Below are 25838 nucleotides of genomic sequence, written 5' to 3' on the forward strand. Positions count from 1 at the left end.
ACTTTAACTTCCATTATTTCTTCCCCCAAAAACTGTATCAATTATCTTCGATGGTTTAATTGAACCCACGACATTATTATTTGAGTCTATTACCTCTACAATTTTTTCTTGGGTAAGAATTTTTTCTGCAACGTTTTCTATAATTTCATCTTTTGAAACTTTTAAGTCACCTAAATTATCTTTACTTGGAGCATCCATCACGTCTTCAATTACTAAAACTTTCTCTCTAGGAACTTCTTCAGTAAACTTTCTTACATATTCTGTAGCTGGATTTAATACTATATTTGCAGGTGTATCTAATTGTTCTATTATACCGTCTTTCATAATAGCTATTCTGTCAGCTAATTTGAGTGCTTCATCAAAATCATGAGTAATAAACATAATAGTTTTTTGTAATTTTTCTTGAAGTCTTAAAAACTCATCTTGCATTTCTTTTCTTATTAATGGATCTAATGCTGAAAAAGGCTCATCCAAAAACCATATGTCAGGTTCTACAGCCAAAGATCTTGCAATCCCAACCCTTTGTTGTTGTCCACCAGAAAGTTCTCTTGGAAAATAATTTTCTCTTCCATCTAGTCCAACTAGTTTTACCATTTCCATTGCTCTGCTTATGCTATCCTCGGTACTTGTACCTTTGACCTGAAGTGGAAAAGCAATATTTTCAACAACTGTTTTGTGTGGTAACAAAGCAAAACTTTGAAACACCATTCCCATTTTATTTCTTCTAAGATCAATAAGTTCTTTATTATTTAATTCTAATAAATCCTGCCCTTCTATGAAAATTTTTCCACCAGTTGCATCTGTTAATCTTGAAATACATCTAAGCAATGTTGATTTACCTGAGCCAGATAAACCCATCACTACCAACATTTCTCCTTTTGCAACTTCAAAAGAAGCATTGTTAACACCAACTATACATCCTTTTTCTTGAAAAGTTTTTGCATCTACATTGCCATTTGCTTCCTCAAGCATTTTTTTGGCATTTTCTCCAAAAATTTTATAGACTGATTCACATTTGATAACAGTTTCAGACATAAGTTGCTTAAAGTTATATTAAATTTAATATAATTAAAATGTTAATAATTGTTATCCTTCTTAGTTAAAAATTTTTAATAAAATAAACCCTTGTATCAATTCCAGTACTTAAAAAACTTAAAGCCTCTCCACTTATAGTAATACTTTCATCAACTCCTACATTATTTCCACTAACCGTAAAACCTGCAATACACATTCTTTTTTCTTCATCCCATTTAACAAAAGTTTCATCAATTTTGTTTCCATTAATCGTATAAAGCTCATGAGCTCTATAATTTAAAAAATTAGCTCCCATTATTGCTCTTTGAGGAATTAATTTCGTAGCCTTACATACTTTTTCATACACTTCATCAGTCAATTTATGATGATCTGTTCCATCAAATGATACCAATATGCCCGAAGGTAACTTTGATATCAATTCACTTAGTTTCTTTTCTTCAGCAATTCTTTGTTCTTCCAACTTCATTCTTTTGACCAGATCATCACCCTGACCAAAAATTCCATTTAAAATACTAAAAGATAAAATCACAAGAATTGTTATAATTACTAGGCCAATAAATTGTTTTAAAGTCTCGGGTAAATCTTTTAATTTGTTAATATAATTGTCCTTAAACATCATTCTTGTATCTTGCCGTTTTTCCAAATACCTGATTTTTGTTTTCCGTCAGCCCAAGTAAAAGTGCCCTGGCCATTCATAAAACCATTAGCCCACTCCCCATCATAAGTAGAACCATCAGGAAAGGTTAAAATACCTTTACCACTCCATACACTATTTTTAAATTCACCTTTGTAGATGTATCCATTTGGCCAAGTTTCTACACCTTGGCCATGCTTTTTAGTTCCTACCCAATCTCCTTCATAAGTAGTTTTATCTGTATAAACCCATTTACCATAGCCGTTATCACAATTGCCTTCTTTACAACCAGTGCTTCTTGCAAAAACAGAGGATGAAATCAGTAAACCTAAAATTATAGTTATAATAAATTTTTTCATATTAATATTTTACACAAAATCGTTTAAAAAAAAATCAGACTTTTTTCGCCTTTTTTCTGCATGAATAAAAAAATATATATTTTTCTGAGTTTTCACTTTTAACATTTTTGGTAATTTCATGAACTAATTCAACTGATTTTCTAGTTAATATCGCAGACTCTGAATAATTCTTTTCTTCATCAAAAGCTTTAAATAAAATAACGTCTTTATTAACAATCTTAACGTTTAATTTTTCAGATTTTGAAAGAAATAAAGACAACCCATTTATAAAAAGTTTTTCAGGTTTTATTGCTTCTATTTTAAATTCTTCTAAATTTTTGTCGTTTATTTCCTCTGCTAAAAAAGTTTGATAATTATATTCTGAGTTTTTAATTATTTTTTTTCCTAACTTACATTTAAAACTAAGATTAATATTTTCTTGTATATTTATGTCTTTTGCAAAAGATAAATTAAAAGATAATAAACTTAATAAAATAACTAAAGAATTTTTTTTAATCATAGATAATTATACTCTAAAAAAAAATCTCCCCCAACAATGTTGGGAGAGATTATAAAATTTAACTTTTAACCTTATTTAGTAAAAGCTTGCCAAACTGACTTGTTGTCAGCTAACCATTTTTTAGCTGCATCTTCATGAGTCATTTTATCAACGTCAACTAAAGCTGCCATTGCACCAATGTGACTTGTTGAAAATGACATCTTTTTAAATACTGCCGCTGCATCTGGATGAGTTTTTGGAAAATCCTCATGAACTGCTTTTTTCAAGTATCCATCAGGTGAACCACATTTGCCATCTCCACCATCTTCTGGTCTACAACCAGCTGTGTATGGAGGGAAGTCAATAAATGTAAAACCAGCACCATCTGTAAAGTTTGGAGTCCAGTTAAAGATTATAGTTCCTCTTCCTTCTTTTTTTGCTGCTGCTAACTCTGCCCAAAGTGCGTCTGCACCTCCAGCAAATTTAACCCACCAAAGATCACCTAAACCAAGTGCATCAACCCTTTGAGGGATCAAGTCACCGTGCCAACTTTGAGGTCCTTCCAACATTCTTCCTTTTCCATCTGGAGAATCAGGTGTTGTAAAGTTTTTAGCACAATCTGGATTTTTTAAAGCTGTCCAGTCTGGTAGACCTGGGCATAAACCTTTTTCAACAACCCAATTTGGATAACCCATATCTTCAAGAGTTCTTGCCTCATGATCACCCCAATCTAATAAACCACCTTTATCTAAAGCAGTAGTAAAAGATTTACCAAAAGCAGATTCCCATACTTCATGAGATATAGTTACATCTCCAATTCTAATAGATTCGTAAACTGCTTGTGAGTCTGCGTTAACGTATTTTACGTTATTTCCCATACTTTCGAAAATACCACCAATAACATAAGCCATTACAATTTGGCTTGACCAGTTATGAGTTGGGATTACGATGGGCTTTTTGCTATCAGCATTAGATATTCCTGCAAAACTTACTACAGAAATAACTAGGGCAGATATTAATGATATTATTTTTTTCATTTTTTTCCCCTTATTAATATATTAATTAATAAAGTATGTTCTGAATTAAACTTCTAGTCAACTCGTTTTGATTATAATAAACTTATAAAAAATATATATAATTTTGCGTAATGTTAGGAACTAGCAACGAAATTAGAAATCCAGGTCTAAGAGCTTTACCACCAGGAGTTGAAAGATATTTTGTAAAAGGTGGTGGTTTATCTGTAATAGAGGTTTTTCCAGAAGATCAGATTGAAATTATTAATGATGAAGGAAAACAAATTTGTGAAATAATTGTATTTGACGCTAATGGTAAACCAGATCAATCAATTTTAGATTTAAAAGAAAATGCAAATGCTGATTTCTCTAAAAGAGTAATTGCAAAAGATGAAAAAATAACAAAGATTTTTAAAAAGAGAAATCTAGACCTAAGTAAAGCAAAATCATCAATTATATTTAATGAAGATTGTTTAATGGGAGAAAAAATAACTCATTTAGCAAAAGATAAGTGCTTTGTATTAATTGCTGCTCCTGGTGATCCTCTAAATGTTCATGAGCAAAATCCGCCAACTGATTTAACAATTTTTGTTAATAGAGCAAAATATTCTGAGACAGATGAACAATTTATTTTACCAGATCCTTTAAGTGATCCTATAGTTGAACAGCTTGTTAAAAGAAGAACAGCAGAAACTTATGAAGTTAAAGAAGGAGAATACATTCAAATTATTGATACAGGTGGAAGGCAATGTTCTGATTTTTTAGCATTTGACACTCATAAATTAAATGATGGTATTGAAAGCATTATTGATGACAAAGCAACTAGAACATTTATGGGTAGCGCTTATCCAGGCCCAGGATTATTTTCAAAATTTTATGATGGAAATCATGAAGCAATGGTTGAGGTTGTAAGAGATACAGTTGGAAGACATGATACGTTCAATTTAGCCTGTACTTCAAAATACTATGAAGATCTTGGTTATATGGGTCATATAAATTGCACTGATAACTTCAATAAAGGATTAGAAAAATATGATATCAATGCACGAAAAAGTTGGTCAGCAATAAATCTATTTTTTAATACAGGAATTGATGCAAATAATGTTGCAACATTCGATGAACCTTGGTCAAGACCTGGTGATTATGTTTTGTTCAGAGCTCTTAAAGATTTAACCTGTATATCATCTGCATGTCCTTGTGATGTAGATGCTGCTAATGGGTGGAACCCTACAGATATTTTTGTTAGAACTTATGCAAAAAATAATAAATATTCAAAAGCAATTGCATTTAGAATGAAAACTGACTCTGAACCAAAATTAACTCAAGAAACAGGTTTTCATAAAAAGACATCTGAATTAACAAGAAATTTTGTTGAATACAAAGGTTTTTGGTTGGCTAATAATTTTACAAATTCAGGAACCATAAAAGAATACAATGCTTGTAGAGAAAGTGCAATAGCAACTGATCTTTCTCCATTAAGAAAATTTGAAATCTTGGGCCCCGATGCTGAGAATTTAATGCAATACACTTTAACTAGAAATGTTAAAAAATTATCTGTAGGGCAAGTAGTCTATACAGCAATGTGTTATGAAAATGGATGCATGTTAGATGACGGTACATTGTTTAAATTTGGACAAGATAATTTTAGATGGATTGGTGGAGATGAGTACAGTGGAGAGTGGTTAAAAGAACAGGCTAAAAAGAAAAAGTATAAAGTTTGGATCAAATCTGCAACAGATCACATTCATAACATTGCTGTTCAAGGACCAAACAGCAGAAAGATTTTAGAAAAATTTGTTTGGACTGCACCTATTCAACCATCAATAACTGAGCTTGAATGGTTTAGATTTAATATTGCAAGAATAGAACATGAAACTGGAACACCTATTGTAATTTCAAGAACAGGTTATACTGGTGAACTTGGATATGAAATTTGGTGCCATCCAAAAGATGCTTCAGAAGTTTGGGATAAAGTTTGGGAAGCTGGTAAAGAATTTGATATAACGCCTCTAGGTTTAGAAGCTTTAGATATGGTTCGTATTGAAGCTGGGCTTATTTTTTATGGTTATGAATTTAATGATCAAACAGATCCTTTTGAGGCTGGTATAGGTTTTACAGTTCCGCTTAAAACAAAAGATGATGACTTTATAGGTAAAGAAGAATTGATTAAAAGAAAAGCAAATCCACAAAGAAAATTAGTTGGTTTAGAGCTTGTTGGACATGAGCCAGCTGTAAATGGCGATTGTGTTCACGTTGGTCGTGCACAAATTGGTGAAATAACAAGTGGAATGTTATCGCCAAAACTTGGAAAAAACATAGCTTTATGTAGGATAGATGTAAAATATTCTGAAATTGGAACTGAAGTTGAAATTGGTAAATTAGATGGTCATCAAAAAAGAATTGATGCAAAAGTAGTTGCTTTTCCTTTTTATGATCCAACAAAATCTAGAGTGAGAGCTTAAATGAAGGGAACAAAAGATTTATTAGAGTTTTGGGAAGATCAAGTGAGGCGTTCTCATAGTTCTAGTAATTATTTTTTTAGAAAATCTCCATCACATTATCATATGATGTTATTAGTTATGAATTCATATAAAGAAGGTGAAAAATTGTCTGTCGAAGAACTTAAAACAAAATTATTTAAAACTTCTAGACCCAAATCTGCACTGATAATAAATGAAGCATGTGAAAATAATTTTTTCTATTTAGAAAAAACATCATCAGATCAAAGAAAAAAAAATATTAAACCAACACAGGCATTTGTTAAAGAATTTGATGAATACATGGAAAAATTAAAAAATTTAGAACTTTAATTTTCTAGTAAGTAAATATTTTATTAAGATCAGTCTATTTTCTATTTAACACTTCTTTTACTGTTTCGCCCATAACAGATGGATTTTTAGAAATTGTTACACCGCATTCTTTTAAAAGTTCTACCTTTTCAACTGCACTTTCTCCGTAAGCTGAAACAATTGCACCAGCATGACCCATCACTCTTCCTTTTGGAGCGGTTAATCCTGCAATGTAACCTACTATAGGTTTTTTCATATTTTCTTTTGCAAATTCCCCAGCTGCTACTTCTTGAGGTCCACCAATCTCACCAATCATTAAAATCAAATCTGTTTCATCGTCAGTTTCAAATTTTTCAATGATGTCTCTAAAAGAACTTCCATTAATTGGATCACCTCCAATACCAACACTTGTCGAAATCCCAATATTTAAATCCATTAATTGTTGTGCCGCTTCATATCCTAAAGTTCCAGATCTACTAATAATTCCAACTCTACCCTCCTTGTAAATATGACCAGGCATAATTCCCAACATTGATTTACCAGGACTTATTATTCCTGCACAATTAGGTCCTACTAAGGTCATTTTTTCTTTTCTAGAATATCTTCGCATGTATCGTTTTATTCTGATCATGTCATGTGAAGGAATTCCATCAACAATAGCAACACATGTTTTTATTCCTGCATCTGCAGCTTCCATTGCAGAGTCTGCTGCAAAAGCTGGGGGAACAAATAATATTGAAGCAGTGGCGCCTGTTTCTTGCACAGCATCTTTTACTGTGTTGAATACTGGTTTATCTAAATGTTTTTGACCACCTTTTCCAGGTGTTACTCCTCCAATAACGTTAGATCCATATTTTATCATTTCTTCAGCATGAAAAGTTCCCATTTTTCCAGTGAACCCTTGAATTAATATTTTCGTATCTTTTTGAATAATTACTGCCATTTAATTATTTTAATGCTGCAACAGCTTTATTTGCAGCATCCTCCAAAGTATTTGCCTCAATATAATTTAATTTGCTATCTTGAAGAATTTTATTTCCTTTTTCAACATTGGTTCCTGCTAATCTAATTACTAATGGAACTTTTATTTCAATTTTTTCAAGTGCTTGAACTATTCCTTCAGCAACCCAATCACATCTATTAATTCCAGCAAAAATATTTACTAAAATTACTTTTACTTTTTTATCCATAGTAATTAGCCTAAAAGCCTTTACTATTTTTTCTGGAGTTGCTCCTCCACCGACATCAAGAAAATTAGCTGGTTCTCCACCAGCTAATTTTATCATATCCATAGATGCCATGGCTAGCCCAGCACCATTAATTATATTTCCAATATTTCCCTCTAAACTTACATAATTTAAGCCTCTATCTGATGCAAAAACTTCTTTTTCATCTTCTTGGGTTTTATCTCTTAATTCAGAAACTTTATCTCTTCTGAACATTGCATTATTATCAAAACTCATTTTACAATCTAAAGCTAAAATTTGTTTTTGTTTTGAAATCACTAATGGGTTTACTTCAACCATTGTAGCATCTAGTTCACTAAATGCTTTAGCACATCCAATAATTGTTTCTGAAGCTCTTCTAATTAACTCTGGCTCAATACCCAATCCAAATGCTAGTTCTCTTGCTTGAAAATTTTGAATACCAACTGCAACTTCAATTTTTGATCTTATGATTGTTTCTGGTTTTTCTTTAGCAATTTCTTCAACACTCATTCCTCCTTCTGTTGAGGCCACAACCATTATACTTTCAGAGCTTCTATCAAAAACTAAACCAAGATATAATTCTTTTTCAATATCAGATGCTTCTTCAATGTAAATTCTATTTACTATTTTACCCTCAGGTCCAGTTTGATTTGTAACAAGTTTTTTTCCTAATAATTTGTCTGTTGCCTGAGCAACTTCTAATGGTGAATTACACACAATTATTCCACCTGCTTTTCCTCTTGCACCAGAATGAATTTGTGCTTTAACAACCCACTTTGATCCACCAATTTCTCTTGCTTTATTTTCTGCGGTCTCAGGACTATAAACAATTCCTCCTCTTGGTATTGTTACTCCAAAACTAGATAAAATTTCTTTTGCTTGATACTCGTGTATATCCATACTTATTTTTTATTAATTAGTTTATCAATGTTTACAACATTCTCTGCCATTCTAGCAGATGCTGCATCTATCATTCTACCATCAAGTTGAGCTGCACCCTTACCTTCTTTTGCAGCTTTTTCTAATTCTTCTATAATTCTTTTTGCTTTATTTACTTCTGTTTCAGGAGGAGAAAAAACATCATTAGCGAGTTCAATTTGAGATGGATGAATTGCCCACTTACCTTCTATACCAATAGCGGCACCACGTTTTGCTGCTGCAATGTAAGCATCAGGATCATTAAAATCACCAAATGGTCCATCAATTGCTCTTAATCCATAAGCTCGACAAGTCATCGCTAATTCTGATAATCCATGATGCCACTGATCTCCTGGGTAATCTGGATTTAATCCTCCAATCACAACTGTTCTTGCTCTTAAACTGGCAGCATAGTCTGCAACACCAAAATGTAATGCCTCTAGTCTTTCACTTGAGCCTGCAATTTCTTTTATATTTGACATTCCTAATGCAGTTTCAATTAAACACTCAATGCCAATTTTATTTTTTAATTTTTTATTAGTCTCGATTTGCGTCAACAAACAATCAACCATATAAACATCGCTAGCAGTTCCAGCTTTTGGTACTAAGATAGTGTCGATATTTTCTCCAGCTTGTTCAACAAGTTCTACTAAATCACTATACATATAATGTGTATCAAGACTATTAATCCTCACTGAAATAGTTTTGCCATTATTTCTCCAATTCATCTCATTGAGAGCTTTTATAATATTTGCTCTGGCTGATATTTTGTCATTTGGAGAAACTGCATCTTCTAAATCTAAAAAAATATAATCAGCTGAAGAATTTAATGCTTTTTCAAACATTTTAGGTGAAGATCCTGGAACAGCTAATTCACTTCTTTGAAGTCTAGATTTGGCCGGTTTATAGAATTTATGGCTCATAATTACTTTAATTAGATAATTTAATATTTATTAAAAAGGTCCTTATTACAAATAATTTAATTGTATTAAATATATATATAAATTTTAGTACTATAAATAATACTTTCATCGTAAATCCATTTTGTTAATAATTGATTAAATTTATGTCAAGTTTACCGAACAAAGCTAAAGTAGTTATAATTGGTGGTGGAATTCACGGTTTAAGTACAGCTTGGAAACTTTCTGAAACTTATAAAAATCCAGGTGACATTGTCGTCTTAGAAAAAAAAGATATCGCTGCAGGGGCAAGTGGTATTGCATGTGGTGTTGTTAGAAATAATTATTTTCAACCGGCTATGAGAGAGTTAATGGCTCATTCAGTTTCTGTCTGGGAGAGCGACCCTAAGGCATTTAAATATAATGCTGTAGGTTATTTACAAATTTCTCCAGAAGTAATGCACGAAGATGTTGCAACGATTTATGAACAGCAAAAAGCTATTGGTTACGATTCAGAATTTATTGAAGGTGAAAAAGATTGTATGAATTACATGAAAGGTATGTTTGATGATTGGCAAGCTCAAGGTATCACCTCAGTTCTTCATGAAAAAAAAGGTGGTTACGCTTTTAATAAAGATTCGATTAAAGCTCTTGAAAATAAATCTACTTCGAATGGTGTTCAAGTTATTAAAGGTGTCAAAGTTACAGGATTTAAAAGAGGAAGTAACAGTAAAGCTGTTACAGGTGTTGAAACTGATAATGGAACAATAGAATGTGAACAGGTTGTGGTTGGAGCGGGTCCGTGGGCTAGAGATTTTTGGAATATGTTAGAACTTCCTAAAACTGCAAGCATCAAAGGTAAAGATGGTAAAATGCATGTAACAGATATGTGGACATATTGGATGTTACAAGAGGGTGTGATTGGTGTTGAGCCTGATTTTTTAAAAATGAACAATGGACAACAGCCACCAGTTATTCATGTAGACTCTACTGCTCCATTATATTCAGATAAAACTAAAAAATTAATCACAGATAAAATTTGGGGAATTTATTACAAACCTGATATTGAAGGTTTAGGTGTTCAAGGTGGAACTTCACCTTACATAGTAGATAAACATTTTGATCAAGTGAATGTTGATCCATATGGAATAGAGTCACCAGAATACCAAACTACAGAGGCGTTTAATGATATGTGGTGCTCTGCTTTAGCTCATTGTCAAAAAAGATTTGAAGGAAAATCTGATCTTTACAGAAAAGGTCCATCAGGTGGTCTTGGGTGTATGACGCCAGATTCTTTTCCGATCTTTGATAGATTTTTAGAAAACGTTTACATGATCGCTGATGCAAACCATGGGTATAAAATGATTGGTGTAGGTGAACTTGTTGCAAAAGAAATTCTTGGAACTGAGAGCGATCTTTTAAAACCTTTTAGATTCAACCGATACGAGAAAGGTGAACTTCACCCTACTTCAAACAGTCCATTCCCTTGGAGCTAATTTTATAAGTAATACTTATAAAAATTATATATAATTATTATAGCCAACAAAAATTAGACACTAATTAAATTTTGAGCTAACGTTTCTCCATTAAAAAATTTATTCTTAAGGGGGAATGCAATGACTGACCTAGAAAAACACGTTAACCAACCAGGTAGAACCAAATTAGTTAAACAAGTTAGAGCTAAAATAAATGAACTTGGTATTGAATATATTTTTTTTCAATTCATATCTGTTACAGGTAGAGTTGTTGGGAAAGGAATTCCAACTGATCACTGGGAAAGAACATGTGAAAAAGGCTTTCAATTAGTATATGGAGCAACAGCAAACTTATTTACTGATCGACACGGCAATTACATCGGTTATGGACCTGAAGCAAAAGAACTTGTAGGTATACCTGATCCAGAAACTTTTTGCCAATTACCTTGGGATAAAAAAGTAGCAAGAGTATTTGTAACTTGTTTTAGAAACAGAGAAGAAAGAGATAATCCTGGTGCTCATTTAACTTCAGATTGCAGAGGAAATTTAAGAATACATGCTCAAGAATTTAAGAAAAAACATGGTTATCAACTAAGAGTTGGAACTGAACCAGAGATGATGTGGCTAACAAAAAATGAAGATGGAACACCGACTGGAAAAGGTTTTTCTAAACCATATTGTTATCACATAGATCAATTCGAGTCTTTAAGACCAGTATTTATGCAAGTTATGAAATATGCGAGAGCTATGGGTCTTGACATGATTCAAGGTGATCATGAGGATGCTCCAGGACAATTAGAATTAAACTGGATGTATGATGATGTTTTAAGAAATGCAGATAGACTATCAACCTACAGACAAATTTGTGCTCAAGTTGCAAGAGAATTTAATCTAATTGCATGTTTCATGACAAAACCATTTATGGGAGTATCTGCAAGTGGATGTCATACTAATATGTCTTTATGGACAGGTGGAAAAGATAAAGTGAATAAATTAGGACATAAATCTCTACCCGCAATGGATGAGGTATTTACTTATGTTGAAGGTGGGAAAAATACATTTATGCCAGATACTAAAGATGTTCAATTACCAGGTAAAGTTGGTTTAAAAGCTATTGGTGGTGTTATGAAACACCTTGGTGCTTTAACAGCAATTGGATCTTCAACAGTAAACTCATATAGAAGATTATGGGATCAAGGTTTTTGGGCGCCAGTTTATGCGGACTGGGGATACCAAAATAGAACTTGTGGATTAAGAGTATCAGCACCTGGTAGATTTGAGTACCGTTCAGTTGACTCTATGCATAATCCCTATTTGATGGGATCAGGATTGTTAAAATGTTTTGATGATGGGATATCAAACAATATCGATCCAGGAAAACCAGAGTCGCGAAGTATGTATGAAGCTCAAGCAGCTGGTAAAGAAGTTAAAAAATTACCTTTAAGTCTTGGTCAAGCACTTGACCGTTTAGCTGAGGATGAAGTGATTAAATCAGCTATGCCAGATGAAATGTATAAAGTCTTTCATTGGTATAAAAATGATGAATGGGAAAGATTTTTAGGTGCTACAACTCAATGGGATCTAGATACATATCTTGATTGTCTACCATAGGTCTTAGATAAAATAGAAGGGGTAAAATAATATGTGTGGAATTGCAGGTTTAATTCATAGAGGTAAATCTTCTAATGTTGGAAGCGAACTACAAGGTATGCTTCAAGCGTTAAAACATAGAGGAGAAGATTCAACTGGTTACGCTTTATATGGTGATACAGATGGTAAAAACTTTATTATGCGTTTTAAAGTTGGAGAAAATGTTGGTGAAGGAAGTTCATCAATTATGGAGGATGTTTCGGTATATGACGAGAGAAAAAAGATAGTTGATGAGACCTTAAGAGAATTAGGTGCAAGAATTATAAAAGAAGAGAGAACCCTTCCCTACTCATTAAGATATGAAATCAGTTATGATAAGAAAGATTTATTGGATTTTTCTCAAAGAATCGAAAGTATTCCAGGTGTAGAGATACTTTCCATGGGTAAATCTTTAGAGGTAATTAAAGATCTTGGGAATGCTAAAGCTGTCTGTGATCGATACTCTTTAGATAAGCTTGTAGGAACTCACGCTATTGGTCATGCTAGGATGGCAACAGAGTCTGGGGTAGATATTAAATCTGCACACCCTTTTTGGGGCTATCCATTCAGCGATGTATCAGTAGTTCATAACGGTCAACTAACAAATTATTGGAACAACAGAAGAGCTTTAGAAAATAAAGGTATGAGATTTATGTCTGAATGTGACTCTGAGTTAATAGCAGTTTATATTGCTCAAAAAATGAGGGAAGGAGCTAGCCTTGCAGAAGGAATGAAAGAGTCTTTAACTGGACTTGATGGGGTATTTACTTATTTTGTTGCAACAAAAGACTCATTAGGAATGGCAAAAGATACTATGGCTGCTAAACCACTAGTTCTTTACGAATCAGATAACTTAGTCGCAATGGGTTCAGAAGAAATAGCGATCAGATCAGTTCTTCCACAAGAAATTGATACGTATGATCCATTTGATGGAGAGGTAAAAGTATGGCAAATCTAAAAACAAACGAGAAAAAATCTAAAGCCCAGTCAATGGGTATGCACACAGAAGTTTTAACAGGAAGAACTCAGCAAAAGTTTTTTAATCCTGATGAGGCTGAAAACTTTTATTATTTTGGGACATATGATGTTGATTTTAATAAAAGAACAGATCTTGATGTAAAAGATATGACAGCTCCCGAGGCTAACAAAGAAATTGATAAATTAATGAGTGAAGGTTATGGAACTATTGTAATTAAAAATCCTCAAGGAAAACATAGCTTAGGCGTTGGTATACTTAATAAACTAAACTTAATATTTGAAGGAAGTTTAGGATATTTTGGTATGGGTTCATGTGATGGTCCAACGGTTAGAATTAATGGTAGAGTTGGTTGGTCCTGTGCTGAAAATTTAATGGCTGGTAAAGTTGTTATTGAGAAAAATGCAGGCTCATGTTTTGGTGCAGCTATCAGAGGCGGTGATTTAATTTGTAAAGGTAGTGTTGGTGCAAGAACTGGAATTGATATGAAAGGTGGAACTATCATTATTGGTGGTGACGCTGGTGCATTTACTGGATTTATGATGCAAAGAGGTAGAATAATTATCCTTGGAGACGTTGGTATAAACTTGGGCGACTCTATGTATGATGGGACAATTTTCATAGGTGGAAGTATTGGTTCATATGGTAGTGATGCTGTAGATGCTGAATTGACTGTAAGTGACCAAGATTGGTTAAAAAGAAAGTTAAAAGTGGCTGAAATTGGTGAAAATTTTGATGTAAGTAAAATGAAAAAAATTGTAGCTGGTAAAAAACTTTGGAATTACGATAATTTAGAACCTACAGAGAAGAAGGGAGCAATATAATGCCTAAGAAAAAAACAAAAAAGAAAAATGGTAATGGAAGTGTTGGTGGAAAAGCTGACGTTCATGCACATGAAGATGGAAAAAGAAACAAAAGCTTATTAGGTCATAATGCTATTTTTACTCCTGAGGTAATTGACGATATTCATATCAAGTCTCAGTTAGGAAGATACAGAATGCGTGGAATGGCATTAATGAAAAAAATTCCGACATTTGATGATCTAGTTTTCTTACCTGGTACACTTACAAGATTTGTAATCGAAGGCTATAGAGAAAAATGTGAAACTAAAACTGTAATTGGTCCAAGATGTGAAAACCCTATTGAGCTTGATATACCTGTTTATATTACTGGTATGAGTTTTGGGGCACTTTCTTATGAAGCAAAAACTGCTTTAGCAAGAGGAGCTACAATGGCTGGAAGCGCTACTTGTTCTGGAGAAGGTGGAATGATACCTGATGAAAGAAGATATTCTGAAAAATGGTATTACCAGTGTATTCAATCAAGATACGGTTTTAATCCTCATCATGCTCAACTTGCGGATGGAATTGAAGTTTTCATCGGCCAAGGTCAAAAAGTTGGTATGGGTGGACACTTAATGGGTCAAAAAGTAACTGACCAAGTAGCTGAAATGAGATCATTGCCTTCTGGTATTGATCAAAGATCTCCTGCTAGACACCCTGACTGGTTGGGTCCAGATGACTTAGCTCTTAAGGTTGAAGAATTAAGACAATTAACAAAAAATAAAGTACCAATTCAATTGAAGCTTGGAGCATCAAAAGTTTATGATGATGTTCGTATGGCTGCAAAATGTGACCCTGACTCTATCTATCTAGATGGTATGGAAGGTTCTACTGGAGCTGGACCCCATATTGCAGCTGCAAATACTGGTATCCCAGGAATTGCTGCAATCAGAGAAGCAAGAAGAGCAATTGATGATGTTGGTAAAACTGGAAAAGTAACTTTAATTTATGCTGGTGGTGTTAGAGATGGTGCTGATATGGCAAAAGCTTTAGCATTAGGTGCTGATGCAATTGCAATTGGTACTGGATCAATGATCGCTTTAAACTGTAATAAAGACATCCCAGAAGCTAATTTTGAAAAAGAAATGGGTGTAAAAGCTGGTGAATGTTATCACTGTCATACAGGACGTTGTCCAGTTGGTGTTGCAACACAGGATCCTAAACTAAGAGCAAGATTAAATCCTGATGACGCTGCACTAAGAGTTTACAACTATCTTCACTCAATGACTTTAGAAGCTCAGCTTTTAGCAAGAGCGTGTGGTAAAACTAACATCCATTCTCTAGAGCCAGAAGATTTAGCTGCACTTACTTCTGAGGCATCAGCTTTAGCAAAAGTTCCTTTAGCCGGTACAAACTATACAGTTGGTGTAGATAACTATCATAAAATTTAGGGGTAACTATGGTTAAGAAAAAAAATAAAAAAAAAGTCACAAAGTCAAAGGCTGCTAAAGACCAACAATTAGGCAAGAAAAAAGAAACAGCTAGAGAAAAAATGATTGGTCAATCAATCGGTTATAGATATGACGTTAATCTTCTTCCTGACTATACAAAGATAACCCCGTTTCTTAAAAAATATGTAGAAGCAATGGGATGGGATGATCTTAACTGGTTAGAAGATGTTCATATGGGTTATGAAGAAGGTAGACCAGCAGTGTTTTGTAGAAATGCAAATGGCTGGGTAACTATTCCAAGTTCAATCAAACTTCCAAACAATCAGCAAGATAGAGATATGATTGCAAGAGAACTTTTAGTTAAGTTTCAAATGTCTCCAAAACACCCTCTTGTTGATTTGAAAAAAGCTTATCTAAAATTTTAAATCTACAATTATAAGTTGATTATTTTTTAAAAACCTAGTGTTCATACTAGGTTTTTAAGTATTCTTTTATTTGTATCGAATCATTTTCTTTTATAGGATTTCAAAAAACTAATATGGGAGAGATAAAATGACTGATCAGTTAGGCGCTCTCACAACCATATTTACAGAATTTTACTACTGGGTAACAGTGGTACTGATGTTTTTAATTCACGTCGGTTTCTGTATGTATGAAGTTGGAGCGTCAAGATACAAACACCATCAACATACCTTAATGAAAAATACAATGCTTATACCTTTGGTAACAGTAACTTGGTTTTTATTTGGTTGGTGGATTTATTGGGCTTTTCCAACAGGACCAGGAATTGCTCCATCAATTATGACAGAAAGTACCGGGCTAGTTTTAGGTGGAGGATTTGGAGGAAATGATCTTGCTAATCCAACTAATGCTCTTATGGCAATTAATCTTAACGACCATATAATGGGTGTTTTCTGGGCAGCATTCTTGTTATTTTCATGGACGGCTGCTTCTATTGTTTCAGGGGCTGTTATCGAAAGAATAACAACTTTTGCATTTGGAGTTTTAGCAATTGCGATTGGATCTGTTTTCTGGTCGATAGATGCTTCATGGGGATGGCATTTTGATGGATGGATGCTTAAAATTTTAGGATATCATGATGCTTATGCGTCAGGTGTAATTCACGCAATAGCAGGTGGATTTGCACTTGGTGTTCTTATGGTTTTAGGACCTAGAATTGGAAAATTTGCATCAAATGGAGAACCTAGAAATATAGGACCACGAAATCCTTGGCTAGTTACTATTGGATTATTTTTAATTTATACTGGTTTCTGGGGATTTTATGCGGCATGTAATGTTCCAATATATGACCTTGGACCTGAGTATGGAATGGAAGGAGTAACATTCTGGACAGCAACTAACATTTACTTAACACCTACTACATTAAGTGGAATAACTATGAATTTCTTAATGTCGTTATCAGGTGGATTGTTAGCTGGATATGTTATTGCAAAAGGTGATCCTTTCTGGACTTACTCAAGTGGGCTAGCAGGTATAATATGTGCATCAGCTGGAAATGACTTATATCATCCAATTCAAGCATTGATTATTGGTATGATTGGTGTTGTGATTTCTTACAAACTTCATTATTGGGTTGAACGGAAGTTCAAAATTGATGATGCAGTTGGAGCAGTAGCTGTGCATGGTTATGCTGGTTTTATTGGACTTGTAATTTGTGGATTTGTTTTAAATGGCTACCCAGCATCTGGTTACAGTGTTGGCGCTATGTGGGACGGATCAACATATGCAACAATTAATCCATTAGGACAATTCTTAGGAGCGATAATAATGTTCTTAGTTCTTGGACTAATACCAGGCTACATCATAGCTAAGATACTAAACGGTATGGGTAAATTAAGAATCCCTCGTGAAGTAGAGATAGCTGGATTAGACTATGAAACAATGGAATCTGCTAAAGAAGATGAAAAAGCAGTTTCATCGGCAACCAGGTAAAGGAGAAAAATATGGCTACAGTAACAAACTGGATAGATCATCTAAATAAACCTGCAGAAGAGGTTGCTGGATCGGTTTATCCTGGAGCAGGATCTAGTGAATTTATACTAGTTCTATTGTTAATTGTTGTATGGATTGGATGGAGTGTCATTACAGATAAATCTGAAAGAGAAGAACTTGAAAGATTATCTCGAAAAAGACACGGTGCAAACGACCATAAAAGCAATATTACCGATTGGTAATTAAATAAATAATTTGGGCGCTACTTAATTGTAGCGCCCTTTTTTTTTGATTTAAATATGACAGATGAAGATAAAAAAGTATTAAGACCATCGAAGATGAGAGGTGTAGTATTTCCAAAAGCTAAATACGGTGTGATAGCTGCTATAATCATCATTGTAGTAGCTAATGTTATCTACTATAAGGATTTTTTAATTTCTTTAATAAACTAAACCAAAAAAATTATGTGTGGAATTGTTGGCATCTACTTAAAAACAAAAAAATATGAAAAAAGTTTGGGTAAGATGTTGTCTGGAATGCTCAATAATATGGAGTCTAGAGGTCCTGATAGTGCTGGATTTGCAATTTATAAAAATGAAGAAAAAAAAATTTTTAAATACTCATTATGTATTGGTGATTTAGATTTCAATAAATTTAAAAAAGAAATCTCAAAAAAAATTAATAAATCTAAATTAAATCAATATTCAGATCACGTAATTCTTAAAACCCCGATAGAGCCTAAAACCGTTATAAAAATTATTAATAATAGTTTTCCAGAAATCTCACTGGTTGGTTATGGAAATTCAATTGAAATTTTTAAACAAGTTGGAAACCCAAAAGATGTAGTTAAAAAATTTAAATTAGATAGTTTTAGTGGTACCCATGGAATTGGTCACACCAGAATGGCAACAGAAAGTGCCATAACAACAGATGGTTCTCATCCCTATTCTACTGGAAAAGATGAGTGTTTAGTACACAATGGATCATTATCAAATCATAACAATCTTAGAAGAAAACTTATAAAAAAAGGTAACATTTTTAATTCTGAAAATGATACTGAAGTTGCAGCAGGTTATGTTTCAAATAGTTTGTCAAATAAGAAATCATTAAAAGATACTTTGGTGTCAGGTTTAAAAGACTTAGATGGATTTTATACATTTATTACTGGTACAAAAAAAGGATTTGCAGTTGTTAGAGATGAAATAGCTTGTAAACCGGCTGTCATAGCTGAAACAAAAAACTATGTAGCAATTGCATCTGAATTTCAAGCGATGGCTCATTTGCCAGATGTAAATAGTGCAAAAATTTTTGAACCAGAACCTGGTATTGTTTATTCTTGGGGAAATTAATGAAATTAGATTTAAAGAAATTAAAATTAAGAGAAGTAAATGAAAAATTACAAAGTTTAGATCGTAAACAAAATGATAGAAATTTTACAATAGTTAATCCAGAGGGAAATCATGCTCTTTGTGCAGGGTTAACAGATGAGATAAATATAAATATTAAAGGACATGTGGGTTATTACTGTGCTGGAATGAATCAAAAAGCTCAAATTACTATTGATGGAAACGTGGGTACTGGTGTGGCTGAAAATATGATGTCAGGAAAGGTTCATGTTAAAGGTAATGCATCCCAATCAGCTGGTGCTACCGCACATGGAGGGCTATTAATAATTGATGGTGATGCTAGTTCAAGATGTGGAATTTCAATGAAAGGAATTGATATTATTGTAAAAGGATCAGTTGGACATATGTCTGGTTTTATGTCTCAATCAGGCAATATGGTAGTTTGCGGTGATGCTGGTGAGGCATTAGGTGATAGTTTATATGAAACTAACATATATATAAGAGGTAAAGTTAAATCACTTGGTGCAGATTGTGTTGAAAAAAAAATGGATAAAAATCATATTAAAAAACTTAATTCACTTTTAAAAGACGCAAGTATTAAAAATCTTAAAGCTGAAAGTTTTAAAAGATACGGTTCAGCAAGAAAATTATATAATTTTAAAATTGACAATGTATCAAGCTACTAAATATGAAAAAAAATAATAAAACACATCCTCGTCAGTCTTGGACTTTTGACAAATATACAAATTCTGAAATAAGACGAGCGGCAGAAACTGGAATATATGATATCAGGGGCGGTGGATCAAAAAGGAAACTTCCGCATTTTGATGACTTATTATTCTTAGGTGCATCAATGTCTAGATATCCTTTAGAAGGTTACCGAGAAAAATGCACAACTAATGTTACACTTGGAACTAAATATGCAAAAAAACCATTAGAGTTAGATATTCCAATTACGATTGCAGGTATGAGCTTTGGAGCTTTATCTGGTCCAGCTAAAGAAGCACTAGGTAGAGGTGCTAGTGCTGCTGGAACTTCTACAACAACTGGTGATGGAGGAATGACCCCTGAAGAAAGAGGACAATCAAAATATTTAGTTTATCAGTTATTACCCTCTAGATATGGCATGAATCCTGATGATTTAAGAAAAGCCGATGCAATAGAAGTTGTTATTGGCCAGGGTGCAAAACCTGGTGGTGGTGGAATGTTATTAGGTCAAAAAATTAATGATCGAGTTGCAAAAATGAGAACTTTGCCAAAAGGTGTAGATCAAAGATCAGCGTGTAGACATCCTGATTGGACAGGACCAGATGATTTAAAAATTAAAATTTTAGAATTAAGAGAAATTACCAAATGGAAGGTTCCAATATTTATTAAAATTGCTGGAGCTAGACCATATTATGATACCGCTTTAGCTGTAAAAGCAGGAGCAGATGTTGTTGTTCTTGATGGAATGCAAGGAGGAACTGCTGCAACACAAGAAGTATTTATTGAAAATGTTGGTCAACCTACCCTTGCTTGTATTAAGCCAGCTGTTGATGCACTTCAAGATTTAAATTCACACCGCGAAGTACAATTAGTTATTTCTGGAGGTATTAGAAATGGAGGTGACGTTGCTAAAGCTTTAGCCTTGGGGGCTGATGCTGTATCAATTGGAAGTGCAGCTATGATTGCACTTGGTGATAATGATCCTAAATGGGAAAAAGAATATAATATGCTTGGGACAACTGCAGGTGCGTATGATGATTGGCATGAAGGAAATGATCCAGCTGGAATTTCAACTCAAAATCCAAAATTAATGAAAAGATTAGATCCTGTTAAAGCAGGTAAAAGATTAACTAATTATTTAAAAGTAATGACGCTTGAAGCGCAAACTCTTGCAAGGGCTTGTGGAAAAAATAGCCTTCACAATCTTGAACCTGAAGATTTATGTGCTTTAACAGTAGAAGCAGCAGCTATGGCTGGAGTTCCCTTAGCTGGTACGAACTGGATACCTGGAAAAAAATAATTGATTATATTTTTTTAAACAAGTAGGGTTGTTTATGCCAAAAAATCTTTCACAAATAGCAAAACAAAAAAAAATAAAATATTTTTTAATAAGTTTTGTTGATCTGTTTGGGGTTTTAAGATCAAAATTAGTGCCGGCACAAGCAATTGCTGAAATGCAAAAAAATGGAGCTGGATTTGCTGGATTTGCAACTTGGTTAGATATGACACCAGCAGACAGTGATATGTTTGGTGTACCAGACCCTGATAGTTTAATTCAATTACCTTGGAATAAAGAAGTAGGTTGGTTGGCATCAGATTTATATATGGACGGTAAACCTGTAAAAGCGTCTCCAAGAGTAATGTTAAAAGAACAAATAAAAAAAATGTCACAAAAAAAATTACAGATGAAGTCTGGTGTTGAATGTGAATATTTTTTAATTTCAGAAGATGGTTCTTCAATTGCAGATAAAAGAGATATTCAATCTAAGCCTTGTTATGATCAATCAGCTTTAATGAGAAGATATGAATTAATTAAAGAAATTTGTGATTGCATGATTGCAATGGGTTGGAAGCCATATCAAAACGATCATGAAGACGCTAATGGACAATTTGAAATGAATTGGGATTATACAGATGCTCTAATAACCGCAGATAGACATGTATTTTTTAAATATATGGTTAAAAGCTTAGCGGAAAAACATGGTTTAAGAGCAACTTTTATGCCAAAACCATTCCACAATCTGACTGGAAATGGATGTCATGCGCATGTCTCAGTTTGGAATGGAAAGAATAATAAATTTTTAGATAAAAAAAATAATCTTGGATTAAGTAAATTAGCCTATAATTTCTTGGGTGGTATTATGAATAACACGCAGGCATTATCTGCGTTTTTTAACCCAACAATTAACAGCTACAGAAGAATTAATGCTCCTCCAACAAAATCTGGAGCAACGTGGTCACCAAGTAGTATTTCATATACTGGTAATAATAGAACACACATGATAAGAATACCTGATCAAGGAAGATTTGAATTAAGATTAATGGATGGTTCAGCAAATCCATATTTACTTCAAGCTGGAATAATTGCTGCTGGACTTGAAGGAATAAATAAAAAATTAAATCCCGGAAAACCTTTACATTGCAACATGTACAAAGATTATAAAAAATATCCAAATCTTAAAAAATTACCAAACGATATCAAACAAGCAATCTCAATGCTCCAAAAAAGTAAAACCCTTTCAAATGCATTTGGTAAAGATGTAGTTGAAAGTTATATCAAACTAAAAAATTCTGAGATTAAAGATTTCAATAGTAAATCTTCATTTAATAAAAAGAAACCAGTTACCAAATGGGAAAAAGATAATACTTTAGATTGTTAGACTATGGTAATTCTATCTAACGGTCACCAATGGAAATATTCAGAATTTCTAGATAATAAAGATTATTCATTTGATAAAGATCAAATATTAAAATCGATATCAAAAGACGAAATAGATGATGCTTATAATAGTATTTCTAAATGGGAGGGATATGCCCCTACTCCATTAATTTTGTTGAATAAGTTATCAAATGAATTAAGCCTTAAAAATATTTTCTATAAAGATGAAGACAAAAGATTTGATCTTAAGTCTTTTAAAGCACTTGGTGGAGCTTATGCGGTTGAGAAAGTTACTAAAGGAGACAAAGATATTGTAGTTGCTACTGCAACTGCTGGAAATCATGGTAGATCTGTTGCATGGGGAGCAAGAAGATTAGGATTAAAATGTAAAATTTTTATTAGTGAATTTGTAAGCAAGGCAAGAGGTCAGGCTATGGCTGATCTTGGTGCTGATGTTATAAAGGTTAAAGGAAATTATGAAAAATCTTTACTTGAATGCATCAAACAATCTACAGAAAATAATTGGCAAATAGTTCAAGATGTTGCTTGGAAAGATTATATGCTGGTTCCAAAATATACTATGGCCGGTTACTCAGTAATGATGAGAGAAATCGTTGATCAAATAAATAATGAAAAAATTACACATATAATTTTACAAGCTGGTGTTGGTGGAATGGCTGGTGCCATGATTGCGGGTATTGCAAGATATTTAGATAATATTCCAATAACAATAGTCGTTGAACCTGATAGCGCAGCTTGCGTATTAGAAAGTATTAGAACAGGAAAAGTGGAAAAAATTGATATTAAAAGAGAGAGCTTGATGGGCGGTATGTCATGTGGTGAAGTATCATTAGTGCCATGGGAAATACTAAAATATTCAGTCAAACATTGCATTAGTCTGCCTGATGATGATATCGGAAATACCATGAAGTTATTAGGAAATTCAAGCTTCAGTGATCAAAAAATTATAGCTGGAGAAAATTCTGCACCGGGAGTAATAAGTTTAATTGCTAGCTGTGAAGATCAAAATATAAAAAAAAAATTACAATTAGATCAAAACTCAAACGTTTTAATTTTTGGTTGTGAGGGTGACACTGATAAAGAAATGTATCAAAAACTTATAAGTCAATAAAATAATTCTATGAAAAAAATTATTAAAAAAAAAGTTGATAATTTAGATTTTTATAAAATTTTTAAACCAGAGTTAACTCCAAAAAGGATGATGGAATTGGGAGTATTTGGTGGTGCATATTTTGGATTGGATATTAAAGAATATCCAAAAGTATGGTTCAAAAATGTAAAATTAAGTAAAACATTTGATGTACATTTAAATAGATTTAAAGTTGTGTCAGGACTTTCAAGGGAACACTGGATTGAAAAGGGATGGATATTTAAAGAGGACCCTCTAGGTTGGTTTCAATGGTATTGTAGATTTGCTAATGGAAGAAGAATTCCAGCAATGGATGAGATACAAATTAAAAGATGGAAAAATTTTAGAAGACATGTTTTAGCAATAGAAAAGAACTGTGAAAAGGGTGACCTCGGATGCAGAAAAAGACAGAGACAAGCTATATTGCAATGGGCTTATGATCCTTATAGATAAAAAAATTTAAGATATAAAAGATTAAATATCACCAATAAAATGATGGATAATTGATCTATTCTGTTGCTCTAAACGATGTTCAAATAAATATAAACCCTGCCAAGTTCCAAGCAATAATTCACTATCTTTAATACTAAGAGAGATTTGATTATTAGTTAATGACGATTTGATATGTGCAGGCATATCATCTTTACCCTCAGTAGTGTGGACATACAATTTATTATCCATAGGTACCAATTTATCAAAATAATTTATTAAATCTGTTTGAACATCTGGATCAGCATTTTCCTGTACAATTAAAGACGCACTAGTATGTTGAATACTTAGATTAAGGATTCCATTTTTAAAATTATTTTTGTTGATCCACTGAATTGTCTGATCAGTGAATTCATACAATTTTTGACCATTAGTAGTTATTTTAAGATTAAAGAACTCTTGCTTCATTAATTCTTTTCCACTGATGTTAACTCATATAATCGACTGACAGTCCTTTTAAAAGGATTTTGTAACAATCTCGATGAAGTAAATTGATCTATATTTTGTTCTGCAGTTACTGCTAGAGGAATATTTTTGTCATATATGACATCAATTAATGTAATAAACCGATGTTGTTGATTAGAATTAATATCATTAAATTGTGGGATATGATCAATTGTAATAAATTTACAGTTTTTAATTATTTCTAAATAATCTTCAGCACCAAGATTTTGAGAGCATAAATCATTAAAATTAAATCTTACAACTCCCTCGTAAAAATTTTCTATTTTAAAATCTCTCCCCTTTACATTAATTATTTTTGATGAATGGTTTTTTCCTTTTGTGATAGTTCTAAAAAATTTGTTTATTTTAAAATTAGTCTCTTGATTGAGTGGATAAAAATATCTTTGTTTTTGATTGTCATTTGATTTTCTATAATCATCCTCTATTTTTAGTTCACACTCAATAGATTGTTTTTCCATAATTTTTATAAAAGGTTTAAACTGATCTCTTTGGAGGCCATCTTTATAAAGTTCAGATATTCTTGTATTTGAAGTCAAAATTATTTGTATATTTTCATTTAAAATTTGCTCAAATAATTTTCCTAGAATCATTGCATCAACAATATTAGTTACTTGAAACTCATCAAAATAAATTAATTCAGTTTTAGATTTTAAATCTTTTACAAATTGATAAATTATATTTTCCTCATTTTTTTCTTTTCTTTGATGAACAAAATCATGAAAACTCAGCATAAACTCATTAAAATGTAATCTTAATTTTTTTTCCTCAACTAGATCAAAAAAAAAATTTAAGATCATAGTTTTTCCTACACCCACACCACCATGTAAATAAAAAACTTGTTTTGAATTATCTTTTAAAAAAAATTTTTTAAAAATTGATTTATTAAAATTAGAAGTATAAAAACTTTCAATTTTATTAACTATTGTTAATTGATAAGCATTTATTTCTAAATTATTTTTTTTACAAAAATTTTGGAAAAGATTATTTAAATTCATTTTTTAGTTTTAAAATCTATACCGTATTCTGATCTTGGACCCTTTCTAAGACCAAATGGTCCTGAAATAAATAAAGTTAATGGCCTTGTACCGGGTTTTAGATCAACTCTATGCAAGTTATTTGCAGATCTAAACCCAATATATCCTGGTGGTCTCCAATATTTTCCTGTTTTTAGAGTTTCCCAATAACCGCCCCTTAATATTATAGTTATATAAGGAAAAGTATGATTATGAACACCTTCGCCATGATCATCTGCAAGCATTTCATGAATTAAAATATTAAATGGGAACCATTTAGGACGATGTCTTAGAAAAACATAATACCTATTCATCCATGGTTTGGCTTCATTAAATCTGGGGTGAGATGGTCCTCTATCTAAAACAACTTTTTTTCTTCCGATCTTATCTAATAATCTTAAGATCATGG

At 32.6% G+C, this 25838-nt stretch carries 28 protein-coding genes; 17 read left to right on the forward strand and 11 right to left on the reverse strand.

Features of this window, described 5'->3' with window-relative positions; translation table 11 throughout:
* Window positions 1-3: 3 nt before the first annotated feature.
* The 5 genes from PB7211_RS06525 to PB7211_RS06545 all read right to left on the reverse strand — a co-directional run bounded on the left by PB7211_RS06525 (window position 4) and on the right by PB7211_RS06545 (window position 3543).
* Window positions 4-1035, reverse strand: a complete 1032-nt coding sequence (locus PB7211_RS06525; RefSeq protein WP_008545421.1) for a quaternary amine ABC transporter ATP-binding protein — start codon at window positions 1033-1035, stop codon at window positions 4-6.
* A gap of 64 nt (window positions 1036-1099) precedes the next feature.
* Window positions 1100-1678, reverse strand: a complete 579-nt coding sequence (locus tag PB7211_RS06530; RefSeq protein ID WP_034397628.1) for a hypothetical protein — start codon at window positions 1676-1678, stop codon at window positions 1100-1102.
* Window positions 1651-2028, reverse strand: a complete 378-nt coding sequence (locus tag PB7211_RS06535; RefSeq protein WP_008545910.1) for a hypothetical protein — start codon at window positions 2026-2028, stop codon at window positions 1651-1653. Before PB7211_RS06535 ends, PB7211_RS06530 begins: the two co-directional genes overlap by 28 nt.
* A 34-nt stretch (window positions 2029-2062) precedes the next feature.
* A complete protein-coding gene (locus PB7211_RS06540; protein WP_008544792.1) occupies window positions 2063-2527 on the reverse strand; it encodes a hypothetical protein in 465 nt (154 codons plus the stop codon).
* Window positions 2528-2598: 71 nt separating this feature from the next.
* Window positions 2599-3543 (reverse strand): ABC transporter substrate-binding protein, encoded by a 945-nt coding sequence (locus PB7211_RS06545; RefSeq protein ID WP_008544939.1) that lies wholly within the window; start codon window positions 3541-3543, stop codon window positions 2599-2601.
* A 110-nt stretch (window positions 3544-3653) separates the two neighbouring features.
* On the opposite strand from PB7211_RS06545, the gene PB7211_RS06550 reads away from it, so the two are divergent.
* Both PB7211_RS06550 and PB7211_RS06555 read left to right on the forward strand, forming a co-directional pair.
* Window positions 3654-5981, forward strand: a complete 2328-nt coding sequence (locus tag PB7211_RS06550; RefSeq protein ID WP_008544616.1) for a DUF1989 domain-containing protein — start codon at window positions 3654-3656, stop codon at window positions 5979-5981.
* Window positions 5982-6329: a hypothetical protein gene (locus PB7211_RS06555; protein ID WP_034399153.1), complete on the forward strand. Its 348-nt coding sequence runs from the start codon at window positions 5982-5984 to the stop codon at window positions 6327-6329.
* Window positions 6330-6363: 34 nt separating this feature from the next.
* Here PB7211_RS06555 and sucD read toward each other — a convergent pair whose 3' ends face one another.
* From sucD to PB7211_RS06570, 3 genes are read right to left on the reverse strand one after another with little or no spacing between them, the layout of a single operon-like run.
* Window positions 6364-7251: a succinate--CoA ligase subunit alpha gene (gene sucD, locus PB7211_RS06560; RefSeq protein WP_008545773.1), complete on the reverse strand. Its 888-nt coding sequence runs from the start codon at window positions 7249-7251 to the stop codon at window positions 6364-6366.
* Window positions 7252-7255: 4 nt separating this feature from the next.
* A complete protein-coding gene (locus tag PB7211_RS06565) occupies window positions 7256-8416 on the reverse strand; it encodes a malate--CoA ligase subunit beta (protein ID WP_008544572.1) in 1161 nt (386 codons plus the stop codon).
* Window positions 8417-8418: 2 nt separating this feature from the next.
* Window positions 8419-9357, reverse strand: a complete 939-nt coding sequence (locus PB7211_RS06570) for an HpcH/HpaI aldolase/citrate lyase family protein (RefSeq protein ID WP_008544462.1) — start codon at window positions 9355-9357, stop codon at window positions 8419-8421.
* Window positions 9358-9500: 143 nt separating this feature from the next.
* Here PB7211_RS06570 and PB7211_RS06575 point away from each other — a divergent pair, with 143 nt between their 5' ends.
* From PB7211_RS06575 to PB7211_RS06645, 15 genes are all read left to right on the forward strand, one after another.
* Window positions 9501-10829: an NAD(P)/FAD-dependent oxidoreductase gene (locus tag PB7211_RS06575; RefSeq protein WP_008544935.1), complete on the forward strand. Its 1329-nt coding sequence runs from the start codon at window positions 9501-9503 to the stop codon at window positions 10827-10829.
* A gap of 120 nt (window positions 10830-10949) precedes the next feature.
* Window positions 10950-12419 (forward strand): glutamine synthetase family protein, encoded by a 1470-nt coding sequence (locus tag PB7211_RS06580; RefSeq protein WP_008544420.1) that lies wholly within the window; start codon window positions 10950-10952, stop codon window positions 12417-12419.
* Window positions 12420-12450: 31 nt separating this feature from the next.
* Entirely contained in the window at window positions 12451-13395 is a 945-nt protein-coding gene (locus PB7211_RS06585) for a glutamine amidotransferase (protein ID WP_008545934.1), read from the forward strand.
* Entirely contained in the window at window positions 13383-14237 is an 855-nt protein-coding gene (locus PB7211_RS06590; protein WP_008544064.1) for a gxgxg motif-containing protein, read from the forward strand. The genes PB7211_RS06585 and PB7211_RS06590 overlap by 13 nt, the downstream gene beginning before the upstream one ends.
* A complete protein-coding gene (locus PB7211_RS06595; protein WP_008544549.1) occupies window positions 14237-15646 on the forward strand; it encodes an FMN-binding glutamate synthase family protein in 1410 nt (469 codons plus the stop codon). Before PB7211_RS06590 ends, PB7211_RS06595 begins: the two co-directional genes overlap by 1 nt.
* Before the next feature lie 8 nt (window positions 15647-15654).
* Window positions 15655-16071 (forward strand): hypothetical protein, encoded by a 417-nt coding sequence (locus tag PB7211_RS06600; RefSeq protein WP_008545628.1) that lies wholly within the window; start codon window positions 15655-15657, stop codon window positions 16069-16071.
* A gap of 127 nt (window positions 16072-16198) precedes the next feature.
* Entirely contained in the window at window positions 16199-17599 is a 1401-nt protein-coding gene (locus PB7211_RS06605) for an ammonium transporter (RefSeq protein WP_029455438.1), read from the forward strand.
* Between the two features lie 11 nt (window positions 17600-17610).
* Window positions 17611-17841, forward strand: coding sequence for a hypothetical protein (locus tag PB7211_RS06610; RefSeq protein WP_008545291.1), 231 nt, complete (start codon window positions 17611-17613; stop codon window positions 17839-17841).
* Between the two features lie 57 nt (window positions 17842-17898).
* Window positions 17899-18051, forward strand: coding sequence for a hypothetical protein (locus tag PB7211_RS08030; RefSeq protein ID WP_008545017.1), 153 nt, complete (start codon window positions 17899-17901; stop codon window positions 18049-18051).
* A 12-nt stretch (window positions 18052-18063) separates the two neighbouring features.
* Window positions 18064-18948 (forward strand): class II glutamine amidotransferase, encoded by an 885-nt coding sequence (locus PB7211_RS06620; RefSeq protein WP_008545299.1) that lies wholly within the window; start codon window positions 18064-18066, stop codon window positions 18946-18948.
* Window positions 18948-19631 (forward strand): protein glxC, encoded by a 684-nt coding sequence (locus tag PB7211_RS06625; RefSeq protein WP_008545019.1) that lies wholly within the window; start codon window positions 18948-18950, stop codon window positions 19629-19631. Before PB7211_RS06620 ends, PB7211_RS06625 begins: the two co-directional genes overlap by 1 nt.
* 2 nt (window positions 19632-19633) lie before the next feature.
* Entirely contained in the window at window positions 19634-20953 is a 1320-nt protein-coding gene (locus PB7211_RS06630; protein ID WP_008545625.1) for an FMN-binding glutamate synthase family protein, read from the forward strand.
* A 34-nt stretch (window positions 20954-20987) separates the two neighbouring features.
* On the forward strand, window positions 20988-22313 hold the full coding sequence (gene glnT, locus PB7211_RS06635) for a type III glutamate--ammonia ligase (protein ID WP_008545185.1): 1326 nt from the start codon (window positions 20988-20990) through the stop codon (window positions 22311-22313).
* Between the two features lie 3 nt (window positions 22314-22316).
* On the forward strand, window positions 22317-23444 hold the full coding sequence (locus tag PB7211_RS06640) for a diaminopropionate ammonia-lyase (RefSeq protein WP_008545451.1): 1128 nt from the start codon (window positions 22317-22319) through the stop codon (window positions 23442-23444).
* Window positions 23445-23453: 9 nt separating this feature from the next.
* Complete coding sequence (locus tag PB7211_RS06645) at window positions 23454-23915, forward strand: hypothetical protein (protein ID WP_008544762.1); 462 nt, start codon at window positions 23454-23456, stop codon at window positions 23913-23915.
* A 21-nt stretch (window positions 23916-23936) separates the two neighbouring features.
* On the opposite strand, the gene PB7211_RS06650 is transcribed toward PB7211_RS06645, so the two are convergent.
* Genes PB7211_RS06650 through PB7211_RS06660 form a run of 3 tightly spaced genes read right to left on the reverse strand, consistent with a single transcriptional unit; the run spans window position 23937 to window position 25836 of the window.
* Window positions 23937-24359 carry a secondary thiamine-phosphate synthase enzyme YjbQ gene (locus PB7211_RS06650; protein WP_008545708.1) on the reverse strand — a complete coding sequence of 141 codons (423 nt, stop codon included), beginning with the start codon at window positions 24357-24359 and terminating at the stop codon, window positions 23937-23939.
* The gene (gene zapE / locus PB7211_RS06655; protein WP_008545952.1) at window positions 24359-25411 is read right to left on the reverse strand and encodes a cell division protein ZapE; all 1053 of its coding nucleotides are present in this window, start codon (window positions 25409-25411) and stop codon (window positions 24359-24361) included. The genes PB7211_RS06650 and zapE overlap by 1 nt, the downstream gene beginning before the upstream one ends.
* Window positions 25408-25836 carry a hypothetical protein gene (locus PB7211_RS06660; RefSeq protein WP_034399156.1) on the reverse strand — a complete coding sequence of 143 codons (429 nt, stop codon included), beginning with the start codon at window positions 25834-25836 and terminating at the stop codon, window positions 25408-25410. Before PB7211_RS06660 ends, zapE begins: the two co-directional genes overlap by 4 nt.
* Window positions 25837-25838 lie beyond the last annotated feature (2 nt).

It is taken from the genome of Candidatus Pelagibacter sp. HTCC7211 (assembly GCF_000155895.1).
In the GTDB taxonomy this organism is placed as follows: domain Bacteria; phylum Pseudomonadota; class Alphaproteobacteria; order Pelagibacterales; family Pelagibacteraceae; genus Pelagibacter.

Excerpts from the sequence above, each read along its gene's own strand:
- sucD (WP_008545773.1), bottom strand. The coding sequence starts at position 7,251 with ATGGCAGTAATTATTCAAAAAGATACGAAAATATTAATTCAAGGGTTC.
- PB7211_RS06600 (WP_008545628.1), top strand. The coding sequence starts at position 15,655 with ATGGTTAAGAAAAAAAATAAAAAAAAAGTCACAAAGTCAAAGGCTGCT.
- PB7211_RS06555 (WP_034399153.1), top strand. The coding sequence starts at position 5,982 with ATGAAGGGAACAAAAGATTTATTAGAGTTTTGGGAAGATCAAGTGAGG.
- PB7211_RS06610 (WP_008545291.1), top strand. The coding sequence starts at position 17,611 with ATGGCTACAGTAACAAACTGGATAGATCATCTAAATAAACCTGCAGAA.
- PB7211_RS06605 (WP_029455438.1), top strand. The coding sequence starts at position 16,199 with ATGACTGATCAGTTAGGCGCTCTCACAACCATATTTACAGAATTTTAC.
- PB7211_RS06545 (WP_008544939.1), bottom strand. The coding sequence starts at position 3,543 with ATGAAAAAAATAATATCATTAATATCTGCCCTAGTTATTTCTGTAGTA.
- PB7211_RS06565 (WP_008544572.1), bottom strand. The coding sequence starts at position 8,416 with ATGGATATACACGAGTATCAAGCAAAAGAAATTTTATCTAGTTTTGGA.
- PB7211_RS06660 (WP_034399156.1), bottom strand. The coding sequence starts at position 25,836 with ATGATCTTAAGATTATTAGATAAGATCGGAAGAAAAAAAGTTGTTTTA.
- PB7211_RS06535 (WP_008545910.1), bottom strand. The coding sequence starts at position 2,028 with ATGAAAAAATTTATTATAACTATAATTTTAGGTTTACTGATTTCATCC.
- PB7211_RS06585 (WP_008545934.1), top strand. The coding sequence starts at position 12,451 with ATGTGTGGAATTGCAGGTTTAATTCATAGAGGTAAATCTTCTAATGTT.
- PB7211_RS06595 (WP_008544549.1), top strand. The coding sequence starts at position 14,237 with ATGCCTAAGAAAAAAACAAAAAAGAAAAATGGTAATGGAAGTGTTGGT.
- PB7211_RS06590 (WP_008544064.1), top strand. The coding sequence starts at position 13,383 with ATGGCAAATCTAAAAACAAACGAGAAAAAATCTAAAGCCCAGTCAATG.
- PB7211_RS06630 (WP_008545625.1), top strand. The coding sequence starts at position 19,634 with ATGAAAAAAAATAATAAAACACATCCTCGTCAGTCTTGGACTTTTGAC.
- PB7211_RS06575 (WP_008544935.1), top strand. The coding sequence starts at position 9,501 with ATGTCAAGTTTACCGAACAAAGCTAAAGTAGTTATAATTGGTGGTGGA.
- glnT (WP_008545185.1), top strand. The coding sequence starts at position 20,988 with ATGCCAAAAAATCTTTCACAAATAGCAAAACAAAAAAAAATAAAATAT.
- PB7211_RS06570 (WP_008544462.1), bottom strand. The coding sequence starts at position 9,357 with ATGAGCCATAAATTCTATAAACCGGCCAAATCTAGACTTCAAAGAAGT.
- PB7211_RS06645 (WP_008544762.1), top strand. The coding sequence starts at position 23,454 with ATGAAAAAAATTATTAAAAAAAAAGTTGATAATTTAGATTTTTATAAA.
- PB7211_RS06550 (WP_008544616.1), top strand. The coding sequence starts at position 3,654 with ATGTTAGGAACTAGCAACGAAATTAGAAATCCAGGTCTAAGAGCTTTA.
- PB7211_RS06640 (WP_008545451.1), top strand. The coding sequence starts at position 22,317 with ATGGTAATTCTATCTAACGGTCACCAATGGAAATATTCAGAATTTCTA.
- PB7211_RS08030 (WP_008545017.1), top strand. The coding sequence starts at position 17,899 with ATGACAGATGAAGATAAAAAAGTATTAAGACCATCGAAGATGAGAGGT.
- PB7211_RS06540 (WP_008544792.1), bottom strand. The coding sequence starts at position 2,527 with ATGATTAAAAAAAATTCTTTAGTTATTTTATTAAGTTTATTATCTTTT.
- PB7211_RS06625 (WP_008545019.1), top strand. The coding sequence starts at position 18,948 with ATGAAATTAGATTTAAAGAAATTAAAATTAAGAGAAGTAAATGAAAAA.
- PB7211_RS06525 (WP_008545421.1), bottom strand. The coding sequence starts at position 1,035 with ATGTCTGAAACTGTTATCAAATGTGAATCAGTCTATAAAATTTTTGGA.
- PB7211_RS06650 (WP_008545708.1), bottom strand. The coding sequence starts at position 24,359 with ATGAAGCAAGAGTTCTTTAATCTTAAAATAACTACTAATGGTCAAAAA.
- PB7211_RS06580 (WP_008544420.1), top strand. The coding sequence starts at position 10,950 with ATGACTGACCTAGAAAAACACGTTAACCAACCAGGTAGAACCAAATTA.
- PB7211_RS06620 (WP_008545299.1), top strand. The coding sequence starts at position 18,064 with ATGTGTGGAATTGTTGGCATCTACTTAAAAACAAAAAAATATGAAAAA.
- zapE (WP_008545952.1), bottom strand. The coding sequence starts at position 25,411 with ATGAATTTAAATAATCTTTTCCAAAATTTTTGTAAAAAAAATAATTTA.